The sequence below is a fragment of the Nocardioides nematodiphilus genome (assembly GCF_020216525.1).
GTDB lineage: Bacteria > Actinomycetota > Actinomycetes > Propionibacteriales > Nocardioidaceae > Nocardioides > Nocardioides nematodiphilus.
In genome coordinates, this window is the sequence record NZ_JAIWOY010000003.1 from 264,833 (window position 1) to 277,971 (window position 13,139).

General features: G+C 70.5%; 10 protein-coding genes and 3 tRNA genes. 10 read left to right on the forward strand and 3 right to left on the reverse strand.

Translation table 11 applies throughout. The annotated features are described in order from the left end of the window. The first annotated feature begins 43 nt into the window (after positions 1–43). From uvrB to KSO98_RS07285, 3 genes are all read left to right on the forward strand, one after another. Positions 44–2,173, forward strand: coding sequence for an excinuclease ABC subunit UvrB (gene uvrB / locus KSO98_RS07275; RefSeq protein WP_225284457.1), 2,130 nt, complete (start codon positions 44–46; stop codon positions 2,171–2,173). Positions 2,174–2,415: 242 nt separating this feature from the next. Next, on the forward strand, positions 2,416–3,699 hold the full coding sequence (locus tag KSO98_RS07280; RefSeq protein ID WP_225284459.1) for an MFS transporter: 1,284 nt from the start codon (positions 2,416–2,418) through the stop codon (positions 3,697–3,699). 64 nt (positions 3,700–3,763) lie between these two features. Further along, positions 3,764–5,656 (forward strand): sulfatase-like hydrolase/transferase, encoded by a 1,893-nt coding sequence (locus tag KSO98_RS07285; RefSeq protein WP_225284461.1) that lies wholly within the window; start codon positions 3,764–3,766, stop codon positions 5,654–5,656. On the opposite strand, the gene KSO98_RS18805 is transcribed toward KSO98_RS07285, so the two are convergent. Next, positions 5,653–6,312 carry an ion channel gene (locus KSO98_RS18805; RefSeq protein ID WP_225284463.1) on the reverse strand — a complete coding sequence of 220 codons (660 nt, stop codon included), beginning with the start codon at positions 6,310–6,312 and terminating at the stop codon, positions 5,653–5,655. The genes KSO98_RS07285 and KSO98_RS18805 overlap by 4 nt on opposite strands. Positions 6,313–6,376: 64 nt before the next feature. On the opposite strand from KSO98_RS18805, the gene KSO98_RS07295 reads away from it, so the two are divergent. The 4 genes from KSO98_RS07295 (at position 6,377) to KSO98_RS07310 (ending at position 10,711) form a co-directional block, all read left to right on the forward strand. Continuing rightward, positions 6,377–7,372: an NAD(P)/FAD-dependent oxidoreductase gene (locus tag KSO98_RS07295; protein WP_225284464.1), complete on the forward strand. Its 996-nt coding sequence runs from the start codon at positions 6,377–6,379 to the stop codon at positions 7,370–7,372. A 185-nt stretch (positions 7,373–7,557) separates the two neighbouring features. After that, positions 7,558–8,850 carry a glycosyltransferase family 4 protein gene (locus tag KSO98_RS07300; protein WP_225284465.1) on the forward strand — a complete coding sequence of 431 codons (1,293 nt, stop codon included), beginning with the start codon at positions 7,558–7,560 and terminating at the stop codon, positions 8,848–8,850. Further along, entirely contained in the window at positions 8,850–9,608 is a 759-nt protein-coding gene (locus KSO98_RS07305) for a class I SAM-dependent methyltransferase (protein WP_225284466.1), read from the forward strand. The genes KSO98_RS07300 and KSO98_RS07305 overlap by 1 nt, the downstream gene beginning before the upstream one ends. Beyond that, positions 9,605–10,711 carry a glucosidase family protein gene (locus KSO98_RS07310; protein ID WP_225284467.1) on the forward strand — a complete coding sequence of 369 codons (1,107 nt, stop codon included), beginning with the start codon at positions 9,605–9,607 and terminating at the stop codon, positions 10,709–10,711. The genes KSO98_RS07305 and KSO98_RS07310 overlap by 4 nt, the downstream gene beginning before the upstream one ends. A gap of 8 nt (positions 10,712–10,719) precedes the next feature. On the opposite strand, the gene KSO98_RS07315 is transcribed toward KSO98_RS07310, so the two are convergent. After that, a complete protein-coding gene (locus tag KSO98_RS07315) occupies positions 10,720–11,361 on the reverse strand; it encodes a class I SAM-dependent methyltransferase (RefSeq protein ID WP_225284468.1) in 642 nt (213 codons plus the stop codon). A 281-nt stretch (positions 11,362–11,642) separates the two neighbouring features. Between KSO98_RS07315 and KSO98_RS07320 the strand changes: the two genes are divergently transcribed. The 3 genes from KSO98_RS07320 to KSO98_RS07330 all read left to right on the forward strand — a co-directional run bounded on the left by KSO98_RS07320 (position 11,643) and on the right by KSO98_RS07330 (position 11,907). Further along, positions 11,643–11,715: transfer RNA gene (locus KSO98_RS07320), tRNA-Gly, on the forward strand. Positions 11,716–11,735: 20 nt separating this feature from the next. Then, positions 11,736–11,809, forward strand: a tRNA-Cys gene (locus KSO98_RS07325). A gap of 23 nt (positions 11,810–11,832) precedes the next feature. Continuing rightward, positions 11,833–11,907: transfer RNA gene (locus KSO98_RS07330), tRNA-Val, on the forward strand. A 44-nt stretch (positions 11,908–11,951) separates the two neighbouring features. Here the strand turns inward: KSO98_RS07330 and KSO98_RS07335 are convergent. Then, on the reverse strand, positions 11,952–13,061 hold the full coding sequence (locus tag KSO98_RS07335) for a lysylphosphatidylglycerol synthase transmembrane domain-containing protein (RefSeq protein WP_225284469.1): 1,110 nt from the start codon (positions 13,059–13,061) through the stop codon (positions 11,952–11,954). Positions 13,062–13,139 lie beyond the last annotated feature (78 nt).

Sequence of the window (13,139 nt, forward strand, 5' to 3'; positions counted from 1 at the left end):
GTGAGCCGCCGAAGTTGTCAGGGCCCGCCCGTACGCTGGCGACATGCGTCCCGTGACCGATCTCGAGCGCCGCGTCGCGCCCTTCGACGTCATCTCCGACTACCAGCCGGGCGGTGACCAGCCGGCCGCGATCGCGGAGATCTCGAGGCGGATCAAGGACGGCGTCCAGGACGTCGTCCTGCTGGGTGCGACCGGCACCGGCAAGACCGCGACCGTGGCCTGGGTGACCGAGCAGCTGCAGCGCCCGGTGCTGGTGCTGCAGCCCAACAAGACGCTGGCCGCGCAGTTCGCCAACGAGCTGCGCCAGCTCTTCCCCAACAACGCGGTCGAGTACTTCGTCAGCTACTACGACTACTACCAGCCCGAGGCGTATGTGCCTCAGACGGACACCTACATCGAGAAGGACTCCTCGATCAACGAGGAGGTCGAGCGGCTGCGCCACTCGGCGACCAACTCGCTGCTCACGCGGCGCGACGTGATCGTCGTGTCCACGGTGTCGTGCATCTACGGCCTCGGCACCCCGCAGGAGTACGTCGACCGGATGATCAAGCTGCGCGTCGGGCAGGAGCACGATCGCGACGACATCCTGCGCCGACTGGTCGGCAACCAGTACACCCGCAACGACATGGCCTTCACCCGCGGCACGTTCCGGGTGCGCGGCGACACCCTCGAGGTCTTCCCGGTCTATGAGGAGCACGCCATCCGGATCGAGTTCTTCGGCGACGAGATCGAGCGGCTGATGACCCTGCACGCCGTCACCGGCGAGGTGCTGACCGAGGACCAGGAGATCCACATCTTCCCGGCGACCCACTACGTCGCGGGTCCCGAGCGGATGGAGCGAGCGATCGCCGGCATCGAGGCCGAGCTCGAGATCCAGCTCGCGAAGTTCGAGCGCGAGGGCAAGCTCCTGGAGGCGCAGCGTCTGCGGATGCGCACCACGTACGACGTCGAGATGATGCGCCAGGTCGGGTCCTGCTCCGGTATCGAGAACTACTCGATGCACATGGACGGCCGCTCGCCGGGCAGCGCCCCCAACACCCTGCTCGACTACTTCCCGGAGGACTTCGTCCTCGTCGTCGACGAGTCCCACGTCGCGGTGCCGCAGATCGGCGGCATGTACGAGGGCGACATGTCCCGCAAGCGCAACCTGGTCGACCACGGCTTCCGGCTGCCCAGCGCGATGGACAACCGGCCGCTGCGCTGGGAGGAGTTCCTCGAGCGGATCGGGCAGACCATCTACCTCTCGGCGACGCCGGGCGACTACGAGCTCGACAAGGTCGGGGGAGACACCGTCCAGCAGATCATCCGCCCGACCGGCCTGATCGACCCCGAGGTCGTCGTCAAGCCGACCAAGGGCCAGATCGACGACCTGATCCATGAGATCAAGGAGCGCGTCACCAAGAGCGAGCGGGTGCTGGTCACCACGCTCACCAAGAAGATGTCCGAGGACCTCACCGACTACCTCCTCGACGCCGGCATCCGCACCCGCTACCTGCACTCCGAGGTCGACACGCTGCGCCGCATCGAGCTGCTGCGCGAGCTGCGGATGGGCGAGTACGACGTCCTGGTCGGCATCAACCTGCTGCGCGAGGGCCTCGACCTGCCCGAGGTGTCACTGGTCGCGATCCTCGACGCGGACAAGGAGGGCTTCCTGCGCTCCGACAAGTCGCTCATCCAGACCATCGGGCGCGCGGCCCGCAACGTGTCCGGCCAGGTGCACATGTACGCCGACCGGATCACGCCCTCCATGGAGAAGGCCATCGAGGAGACGAACCGGCGCCGGGCGATCCAGATCGCGTACAACACCGAGCACGGCATCGACCCCCAACCGCTGCGCAAGAAGATCGCCGACATCACCGACATGCTCGCCCGCGAGGGGGAGGACACCGATGCGCTGCTCCAGACCTGGGCCGGCACGGAGGCCAAGGGTCGAGCCGGCGCCGCCGGGCGCAAGCGGGCGCCGACGCCGGTGCTCGGGGAGCGGGCCGCGGAGGCCCGCGAGCACGGGCTGGTCGGCCTGCCGTCGTCCGACCTGGCCCAGCTCATCCAGGACCTCACCGACCAGATGAAGGGCGCCGCCGCGGAGCTGCAGTTCGAGGTCGCCGCCCGCCTGCGCGACGAGATCGGCGGCCTCAAGAAGGAGCTGCGCCAGATGATTGAAGCAACTAAGTGAGGAGGGAGTGCGCCGCGCGACGAAGTCGCGGGGGACGGTGGGTGGCCGGCCGGAGCCGAGCGAGGAACGAGCTCGAGCGGAGGTCGGACGCCCACCGGACTCGCCGAGGTACGAGGCGCGGCGCGCTCCCGACGAACGCGGGAGCCATGAGGCGCGAAGCGCCGATCGGCGACCAAGGCGAACGGAGGCGCCGAGCGTCGACCGAATGTGGGCTACTCGAGAGTCGCCCTTAACCTAGACCGGTGATACCGCGCCGTGCCCTCCTCGTGTGGGGCGCGGGCGTATCGGTCTACTTCCTCGCCGTCTTCGGTCGCTCCAGCCTCGGCGTGGCCGGCCTGCTGGCCAACGAGCGCTTCGGGATCTCGGCCGCGCAGCTGTCGCTGTTCTCGATGCTCCAGCTGGTCGTCTACGCCGCCATGCAGATCCCCGTCGGCCTGATGGTCGACCGGTACGGATCGCGTCGCGTCCTGATGGTGGGGGCGTGTCTGATGAGTGTGTCGCAGGCGGGGTTCGCGCTGGCCACCACGTACCCCGAGGCGCTGATCGCCCGCACCTTCCTCGGCGCGGGGGACGCGATGACGTTCATCTCGGTGCTGCGCCTGGTCGCGCGCTGGTTCCCGCTGCGCCGGGTCGCGATCTTCACCCAGCTCACCGGCAATGTCGGCCAGGTCGGCGCGATCGTCGCGGCCCTGCCGCTGAGCTGGATGCTCGAGGAGCACGGCTGGACCAGCGCGTACCTGAGCGCGGCGTTCGCCGGCCCGGTGGTCCTGGCCCTGGTGGTGCTCTTCGTACGCGACGACCCGTCCGCGCGGAGCCTGCGTGGGGAGTCGCTGCCGCTGCGCGCGCTGGGCGGGAGCCTCGCGGACGCCTGGGCCCAGCCCGGCACCCGGCTCGGCTTCTGGGTGCACTTCACGACCCCGTTCTCGATGACCGTGCTCGGCCTGCTGTGGGGCTTCCCGTTCTTCAAGCGGGCGGAGGGACTCGGCACCGGCGGCGCCGACGGGCTGCTCACCCTGCTGACCATCGCCGGCGTCATCGGCGGCCCGGTCCTCGGCTACCTCGCGGGGCGCCACCCGTGGCACCGCTCGACGATGGCGCTGGCCGTGATCGGCGCGATCGTCACGACGTGGACCGCCGTGATCGCCTGGCCCGGTCACGCCCCGTTGTGGCTGCTGGTCCTGCTCGTCGTGGCGGTCGGTGTCGGCGCGCCGGCCTCGATGCTCGGCTTCGACGTCGGTCGGACCAGCAATCCCGCCCACCGTCAGGCGAGCGCGAACGGCATCATCAACGTCGCCGGATTCACCGCTGCACTGATCACGATCGTGGCCGTCGGACTCATCCTGGACTGGCGCACCCCGCACGGCGCCGACTACACGCCGGGCGCGTTCCGGTGGGCGATGTCGTTCCAGTACGTCGTCTGGGGCCTCGGCACGGCGATGATCCTGCGCCAGCGCAGTCAGGTGCGGACGAGCGTGGCCCGCAGTGACGTGGATGCGGGCAACAGCATGGTGACGCACCACGTCTGAGGAGACACGCCCGATAGCAATGTAAGTCGAGTGAAGTAATACGAATTGCGGCATGATGCGGCGCATGCCTCTTCTGCGCAGCCTCGTCGCCGCCCTCCTCGTCGCCCTGGTGACCGGCACCCTGTGCTCGGGTCGCACCGGGGCGAGCGCGGAGAACCACGCCCGGACGGTCGTCCGCGCGGCGGTGGTGCCGGCGGGCGGGATCCAGTCCCGTTCGAGCGCGGCCGCCGGGCGGGGCCTGCGCACGAGCGACGGGGACAGGGTCAACATCGTCGAGGTGCTGCTCGACGACATGCGGGTCGATGACCTGGCCTACGCCCCGCACGTGCGGCGCCTGCTGGCCGACCACGGGATCACCGAGCGCAACATGTTCTCCTCCTACCCGTTGTGCTGCCCGGCGCGCGCGTCGTTCTACTCCGGCCTCCTGCCGCACAACCACCACGTCTACTCGGTGTGGAACCCGTACGCGTACCAGTCCTTCGACGACCGCGCGACCATCGCGACGTCGCTGCACCAGGCGGGCTACTCCACCGGCCTGATCGGCAAGTACCTCAACGGCTACGGCAGCGACGACGCCCTGGCGCCGACGCTGCGCTGGCGCCAGCGGCACCCGGGCGCGAGCCTGCGCCGGGCGCCGCGGGTCCGGTCGCAGTACTACGTGCCGGACGGGTGGGACCAGTGGTACGCCGGCCTCGACGGGACCAACTGCGCGCCCGCCTGCGGCGGTCAGTACAGCTACTTCCACTACGCGTACTCCCACAACGGCCGCCCGACGTCCGCGCCGCGCGGGACGTACTCCTCGGCGGTCATCGCGCACCAGGCCGACCACGTGATCCGGACGTTCCACGACACCCGCCGGCGCACCGGCAAGCCGTTCTTCCTCTCGGTCAACTTCGTCGCCCCGCACGTCGGGTCCGGGGAGGGCGGTCGTACACCGTCGTGCCGGTATCGGGTCGGGAGGCGCACCGGTACGGTCCAGTCGCCGGCGGCTCCGGCCTGGGCCTACCGGGCGCCGGTCGTCGCCGGGATCACCCGCGGGGCGGGGGTCCTGCGCAACGGCACCACCGAGCCCGGCGTGGGCGACAAGCCGGGTGCGTACGGCCGGCTGCGCGAGCTCAACGCCTCCCAGCGCGCCTGCGTCGATCGCACGACGAGGGACCGGGCGGCGGCGGTCTACGCGACCGACCGCTACGTCGGCGACATGATCCGCACGCTCAAGCGCCGCGGCGAGTGGGACCGGACCGTCTTCGTGTTCTGGTCCGACAACGGCTACTTCCAAGGTGAGCACCACCGGATGGACGGCAAGATCGTCACCTACGAGCCGGTCTCGCGGGTGCCGCTCATCATCACGGGCCCGGGGCTGCGGCGCCGGGAGGACCGGTACGACCCGATGACGGTGGTCGACCTCTCCCGCACGCTGACCGCGATCGCCGGTGCGGCGCCTCCGCACGACGCCGACGGCCGCGACCTCAGCGCGGCGCTCGCCGGGGCCGACACCGGGTGGGACGTCGCGGTGCCGTTCGAGTTCGCGGTCGCGGACCCGCGGCTGCCCGGCGACCACCACCGTGACCCGGCCTTCGCGCCCGCCCGGCGCGGGATGTTCCGTACGGGTGTGCGCGACGGGATCGTCGACCCGCGCACCGCCATCGGCCTGCACACCGGGCGCTACTACTACCTGCGCTACGCCGACGGCGAGCGCGAGCTCTACGACCTGTGGAACGACCCCGACGAGTGGACGAACCTCGCGGCCGGTCGCTCGTGGCTCGCGGCGCACCGGTCACTGCTCGGTGTCCTCGACACCGCGTGGCGCCGGATCAAGGACTGCGCCGGGTCGGGCTGCTCGGCGCGGCTGCCGTCCGAGCTGGTCGTCGACCGTGCGCTGAACGCGACACGATGGCAGCGGTGGTGGCGCACGATGGATGCCCAGTACGGCACCAACCACCCCCGTGGTCGCTAGCGGTCGGCGTGGTGGCGGCGCCCGGCCATGCCGACGATCCGGGCGACCACGAGACCGAGGTAGAAGACGCCTGCGATCTGCTCCAGCATCACGGCGGAGCGCGCGTGCTCCTGGACCGGCGCGAAGTCCGCGAGTCCGGTGTTGGTCAGGGTGGTGAAGGAGAGGAACAGGAGGTCGAACCACGACGGCTCGTGGGCGCCGAAGGAGCCGGGCCACAGCACCTGCACGGCGCTGTAGAGATAGGCGAAGCCCCACGCCACCACCGTGAACGCGGCGCCGGTCGCGAAGACCTCGTCATGCGTGAGGACGTCGTCGGTGAACAGATAGCGGATCATCGCGTACGAGACGAACCCGTAGAACGGGATGTGCAGCGCCGCCGAGGTGAGGACGACCCAGTCGGTGCCGGGCGTGACCGACTCCCACAGCGCGAAGACCATCGTCGGCACCCCGAGCGCTATCGCGACCGTCGACAGCGCCGGCGAGAGCCGCACGGCGCGGACCGCGGACAGCACCACGACCACCTGCACCACGCCCAGGATCGCGCGGCCCTGCGTCGATCCGTCGAGGAACGGGTACGCCAGCACCGCGGCGAGCTGCGCCGCGAGGATCACGGCCGAGGGCGTGTTGCGGATCCAGCGGAAGGCGTCGGCGAGCACGGGTCCACCGTAATGTGCGCGCGCCTCTTGAGGCCGACGGCCGCGCAGGAGCAGGATCGAGCGCGTGAGCGATCGCCCTGGGAGGAACACCGCGTCGACCATCGAGACCGACCTCGTGATCATCGGAGCGGGCCCCAGCGGTCTCTTCGCCACCTACTACGCGGGCTTCCGCGGGATCCGGGTCGCGGTGGTCGACTCGCTGCCCGAGCTCGGCGGGCAGATCACCGCGATGTATCCCGAGAAGCAGATCCTCGACGTCGCCGGCTTCCCGACGGTCAAGGGCCGTGACCTGGTCGAGGCGCTGGTCGAGCAGGCGAACGCCGCCGAGCCGGCGTACCTCCTCGACCGGACGGCCGTCGACCTGGCGTCCCGCGAGGACGGGCTCACCCTGACCCTCTCCGACGGCACCGTCGTCGAGGCCAAGGCGCTGCTCATCACCGCCGGCATCGGCACGTTCCAGCCCCGACCGCTGCCTGCCGGTGAGGGCTGGGTCGGGCGAGGCGTGGAGTTCTTCGTGCCGTCGTTCGCGCCGTACGCGGGCAAGGACGTGGTCATCGTCGGCGGCGGCGACTCCGCGTTCGACTGGGCGCTGCACCTGCACCCGATCGCGCGCTCAGTCACCCTGGTCCACCGCCGCGACGCCTTCCGCGCTCACGCCCGCACGGTCGAGCAGGTCGGGGCCCTCGGCGTCGAGATCGTCACCAACGCCGAGGTCGTCGAGCTGCGCGGCGCCACCACCGTCGAGGAGGCCGAGCTGAAGGTCGAGGGGCAGACGCGCGTGCTGCCGGCCCAGGCCGTGGTGGGCGCCCTGGGCTTCGTGGCCGACCTCGGCCCGATCCAGCGCTGGGGAGTGGAGACCAGCAAGCGCCACGTCGTCGTCGACCAGGCGATGCGCACCACCGTCCCGCGGGTCTTCGCCGCCGGCGACGTCACCGACTACCCGGGCAAGGTGCGCCTCATCGCCGTCGGCTTCGGCGAGGCCGCGACGGCGATCAACAACCTCGCCCCGGTCATCGACCCGCACGCCCACGTCTTCCCGGGGCACTCCAGCGAGGGCTGAGCGGCGAGGCCGTGATGCCGAGCCTGCCCGCGCGTCCGTGCCGCGCGACGCAGTCCCGGTGCCGTAGGTGACCGGCTGATCATCCGGACCCGGGCGCACGGAAAGTGGAACGTGATCTAGTCTTTCGTTTCATTACCGGCGGGTCACTTCGGTCCGTCGGCTCGACTCGGAAAAGGACGTGACGCATGCGGATCGCTCTGCTGTCGTACCGCAGCAAGCCCCATGTCGGGGGACAGGGCATCTACATCCGCCGCCTCAGCCGCGAGCTGGTCGCGCTGGGCCACACTGTGGAGGTCTTCTCCGGTCAGCCCTATCCCGAGCTCGACGAGGGCGTCCGGCTCACCAAGGTCCCGAGCCTCGACCTCTACGAGCCCGGCAACGAGTTCCGCAACCCGCACCCACGCGAGTTCCGCGACGCCATCGACGTGCAGGAGTGGCTGACGATGCGCAGCGGGGCCTTCCCGGAGCCGCTCACGTTCAGCAAGCGCGTCATCAAGCTCCTCAAGGCGCGTCGCGACGACTTCGACATCGTCTTCGACAACCAGACGCTGGCCACCCCGCTGCTCGAGATCGAGTCGTACGGGCTGCCGCTGGCTGCCGCGATCCACCACCCGATCACGATGGACCGCGCGATCGAGCTCGAGGTCGCGCCGTGGTTCCGCAGGAAGAAGAGGACGGGCTCGCGCCTGCGTCCTTCCTGGGGGATCGAGCTGCCCAAGATCGGGGTGTGGCGCTGGTACGCGTTCCTGCGCCAGCAGAAGCTCACCGCCCCGAGGATCCGGCACGTCATCGTGCCTTCCGAGTCCTCGGCGCGCGACGTGGTCCGTGAGTTCGCGGTCGACCCGAAGCGCATCACCACCGTGCTGCTCGGCGTCGACGAGCGCTTCAGGCCCTCCGGCGCCCAGCGCGTGCCGGGCCGGATCCTGGCGATGGCCAGCGCGGACGCCCCGCTCAAGGGCATCCACATCCTGCTGGAGGCGTTCGCCAAGCTCACCACCGAGCGCGAGCTCGAGCTGGTCCTGGTGACCAAGCCCAAGGAGGGCGGCGTCACCGAGAAGCTGATCGACAAGCTCGGCATCGCCGGCAAGGTCACCTTCGCCAACGGGCTCACCGACGACGAGCTCGTCGCGCTGATGGGCTCGGCGGAGCTGGCCTGCGTGCCGTCGCTGTACGAGGGCTTCTCGCTGCCGACCGCCGAGCTGATGGCCTGCGAGACCCCGCTGGTCGTCTCCCGCGCGGGCGCCATCCCCGAGGTCGTCGGCCCCGACGGCCTGTGCGCCGACGTCGTCGAGCCCGGCGACGTCGAGGCACTGAAGAACGCCGTCTCGGCCCTGCTCGACGATCCCGAGCGGCGTGCCAGGATGGGCGCCGCCGGCCGCCAGCGGGTGCTCGAGCTCTTCAGCTGGTCGGCCGTCGCGACGAAGACGGCGGCCGTGTTCGACGACGTGATCGCTGACTACAAGAAGGAGCGCGCCTGATGCTGACGGTTGACTTCGACCGCCTGGGCCTGAAGCCGGGGGACCGGGTCCTCGACATGGGAGCCGGGGCCGGCCGGCACAGCTTCGAGATGTACCGCCGCGGTGCCGACGTGATCGCCTTCGACATGGACGCCGAGGAGCTCGAGAACGTCCGCAACCTCTTCCACGCGATGAAGGAGGCGGGAGAGGTGCCCGAGGGCGCCGAGGCCGACGTGAAGCAGGGGGACGCCCTCGCCCTGCCGTTCGCCGACGGCGAGTTCGACCGGATCGTCGCCGCCGAGGTCCTGGAGCACATCTGGGAGGACGTCGCGGCCATCAAGGAGCTCGTGCGCGTCCTGCGCCCCGGTGGCACCCTCGCGATCTCGGTGCCGCGCTGGCTGCCCGAGGTGATCAACTGGAAGCTCTCGCCGGAGTACCACAACGCCACCGGCGGCCACATCCGGATCTACACCGACCACGAGCTCATCGACAAGGTCACCAAGGCCGGCCGGCCCAACGACGGCACGCCGGGTGACGCGATGGTCTTCGACGGCAAGGGCTATGCCCACGGCCTGCACTCGCCGTACTGGTGGATCAAGTGCGCGGTCGGCGTCAACAACGCCGAGCATCCCGCCGCGAAGGCGTACCACAAGCTGCTGGTCTGGGAGATCATGAAGCAGCCCAAGGCGCTCCAGTGGGCCGGGAAGGTGCTCGACCCGATGATCGGCAAGTCGGTCGTCCTCTACTTCCACAAGCCCCTGGCCGACGAGGCGCCGTGACCCCGGTCCCGTCCGTCGAGGGCATCCTCACCGCCGACCAGGTCCGGGCCACCGCGGCGTCGATCGCCGCGGTGCAGGACCCGTACGGCTTCCTGTCGGTGGGTGACGAGCACGCCGACATGTGGAACCACGTGGAGGCGGCGATGGCGTGCCTGGTCGGGGGAGAGGTCGAGGCGGCCGAGCGGGCCTATCTCTTCATGCCGTCGCTGCAGCGCGCTGACGGGTCCTGGCCCAAGGAGATCCGCGACGGCGTCGTCGTCGACGACCGCGGCGAGGTCAACATGAGCGCCTACCTGGCCGTCGGGCTGTGGCACCACTGGCTGGTGCGCCGCGACCTCGACTTCGTCCGCGCGCTGTGGCCCCACGTCCGGGCCGCGCTGGACTTCGTGGTCGGGCTGCAGCAGCCGTTCGGCGGCATCCAGTGGACACCGGTGGACGACCTCTGCCTGCTCACCGGCAACTCCTCCATCCACCACTCGCTGCGCGCCGGCGTGGCGCTCGCCGACCTGATGGACGAGCCGCAGCCCGAGTGGGAGCTCGCCGGCGGCCGGCTGGCGCACGCCATCCGCGAGCATCGAGATCTCTTCGCCGACAAGGCGACCTTCTCGATGGACTGGTACTACCCGGTCCTCGGCGGCGCCGTCCGCGACGACGATGCCCGCGCGCTGCTCGCGAGCCGATGGAACGACTTCGTCGTCCCGGGCCTGGGTGCCCGCTGCGTCGACACGAACCCCTGGGTGACGGGCGCCGAGACGTGTGAGCTGGTGATGGCCCTCGACGGCCTCGGTGACCATGCCCGGGCGCTGCGGCTCTTCGCTGACATGCAGCGGCTGCGTCACGAGGACGGCTCGTACTGGACCGGTTGGGTCTACCAGGACGGGACGGGGGCACCCGATGAGCCGCGCGACGTCTTCTGGCCCGTCGAGCGACCCACGTACACCGCGGCGGCGGTCATCCTGGCCGCGGATGCGCTGGGCGACCGCTTCGGCGCCTCGACCCCGGGCTCGGGCATCTACCGCGGCACCTCGCTCGCTCCGCACTTCCGCGAGATCGCACTCGAGTGCGGCTGCGAGAGCGCCGACTCGGCCCTCCCGCACCGCTGAGTCGGCCCTCAGACCCGGCGTAGCACCCGCATCGAGCCGAGCGCCTCGACCTCCTCGAAGCGCCCGCTCTCCAGCGCCGGCCAGTAGATCAGCTCGTACGGCGGGCGTCCGCCGTCGGCGGGGTCGGGGAACACGTCGTGGATGACCAGCAGGCCGCCGGGCATCACGTGCGGCGTCCACCCCTCGTAGTCGTCGCGGGCGGGCTGCTCGCCATGTCCGCCGTCGATGAAGAGCAGGCTCAGCGGCGTCGTCCACCAGTGGGCGACCGTGCGCGAGCGACCCACGACGGCGACGACCTGCTCCTCCAGGCCCGCGTCGTACATCGTGCGACGGAACGTCGGCAGCGTGTCCATCACCCCCAGCTCGGGGTCGACCAGGGAGGTGTCGTGGTGCTCCCAGCCGGCCTGGTTCTCCTCCGAGCCGCGGTGGTGGTCGACGGTGAAGGCCACCGCGCCCTCGCCGACCAGCTGCGCGGCCGCACCGAGGTAGATCCCGGACTTCCCGCAATAGGTGCCCACCTCGAGCGCGGGCCCGTACGGAAGCCGCTCGACCGCGTGGCGGAAGAGCAGGTCGCCCTCGTCTGCGGGCATGAAGCCCTTCGCAGCGTGCGCGCGGGCGAGCAGTTCGGCTGGCATGTGCGGTGCGGTCACCGGGCGACGGTAGCGCTGGCGGGGAGCCACCCCCGGGCTGGACACGCGTCCGGGGGCGACTCCCTCGCTGAACAACCCCTGTTGTGGGGACAGGGCCAGTCCGACCGTACGCCCGCAGTGACGACCGTCTCTCGGCTTTGCCGAACCTTTCCGGTCCTGTCTGGACAGGTCGCGGGGTGCGCCGGCGACACGCCGGGGACCCCCGATTTGGCACCGATGAGGCGCTCGGCTACTGTTTCCGACGTCGCCAAGACGCCCGCAAGGGAGTCAGCGGAGACAATGCGGACGTAGCTCAGTTGGTAGAGCGCAACCTTGCCAAGGTTGAGGTCGCGAGTTCGAGCCTCGTCGTCCGCTCTGAGGTGTATTGCCTCCGCGGTGGGTTGGCCGAGAGGCGAGGCAACGGACTGCAAATCCGTGTACACGGGTTCAAATCCCGTACCCACCTCCAACCCCGTACAATTCCATAGACCCGGACGATTGGCGCAGCGGTAGCGCGCTTCCTTGACACGGAAGAGGTCACTGGTTCAAACCCAGTATCGTCCACCAACATCAGCCCCCGACTCCGGTCGGGGGCTGTTTGGTCTCCCGCCTCAGAGCGCCTGCTGTGCGCGCTTGGGGACGAGCGCCATCCCGAGCAGGCCGAACGGCAGCGGCAGCCAGTAGGAGAAGAGCCGGTACGCGAACGTGGCGAGCACCGCGTCCGCGGCGCCGACCCCGGCCAGCACGAGCAGGGCGGTCATGCCGGCCTCGACGAAGCCCAGCCCGCCCGGGGTGACCGGGACGTTGCCGAGCGCCTTCGCACCGCAGAACGCCATCAGCACCAGCCCGAGCCGCGGCGGCGTGCCGATCGCGAGCAGGGCGACCTCGAGCGTCAGGAAGTCGAGCAGCCAGCGCCCGACCGTGGCGACCACCGCACGTCGCCAGCGCCCGGCCAGCACCCCGGCGATCTGGTCGCGCTGCCGCAGCAGTCGCTGCGGCAGGTCGGTCACCCGGTGCGAGTGGCGACGGATCCGGTTGCGCACCGCCTGGATGAGCCGCCCGACCTCGGCCAACGGCCGGTCGGTACGCAGCAGGAGCGCGGCACTGCCGGCGAGGAAGACGAAGACGGCGACCGCGCCGCCTGCGGCCTCGAGCAGGCCGCGCGAGACGGGTTCGGTCAGGGCGGTCGGGATCGCGAGCAGCGGCAGGCCGAGCACGATGGAGAAGATCAGCAGCTGCACGGCGGTCAGCGCGCGGACGACCTCCGTGCGCTTGAGGCCGGCGGCGACGAAGATCCGGTACTGGAGCGCTGCGCCCACCGGGCCACCACCGGGTGCGATGTTGGACAGCGCGTTGGAGGCGAGCTGGGCGGCGATCACCGGACGCCAGCCGATGTTGCGCAGCGTGACCCGCTGCAGGTCCCACTGGCAGGCGCAGACGCCGACCTGGAGAGCGAACATGACGATCAGCGACAGCCACGAGAAGCGAGTGATCTGGCGCCAGGACGCGAAGGTCGCCACCAGGCTGGGGAAGACCAGGTAGAGGGAGACCGCCGTGACGCTCAGCCAGATCACGTTGCCCAGCAGCGAGCGCGGCTTCTCCTTCTGACCCCGGTCGATCTCGCCGCCGGCATCCGTACGGCGCTCGATCGCCCGCTCGAGACGATCACCGACCGATTCATGATGGGCCGACTCGTGAGGGGGCGCAGTCGGTTCCTCCACGCCGACATCCTGACACGCGCGAGGTCAGCGGCGCGGCGCGACGCGGACCGTCCTCGAACCCGGAACGAGGACGGTCCG

Excerpts from the sequence above, each read along its gene's own strand:
- uvrB (WP_225284457.1), top strand. The coding sequence starts at position 44 with ATGCGTCCCGTGACCGATCTCGAGCGCCGCGTCGCGCCCTTCGACGTC.
- KSO98_RS07285 (WP_225284461.1), top strand. The coding sequence starts at position 3,764 with ATGCCTCTTCTGCGCAGCCTCGTCGCCGCCCTCCTCGTCGCCCTGGTG.
- KSO98_RS07300 (WP_225284465.1), top strand. The coding sequence starts at position 7,558 with ATGCGGATCGCTCTGCTGTCGTACCGCAGCAAGCCCCATGTCGGGGGA.
- KSO98_RS07305 (WP_225284466.1), top strand. The coding sequence starts at position 8,850 with ATGCTGACGGTTGACTTCGACCGCCTGGGCCTGAAGCCGGGGGACCGG.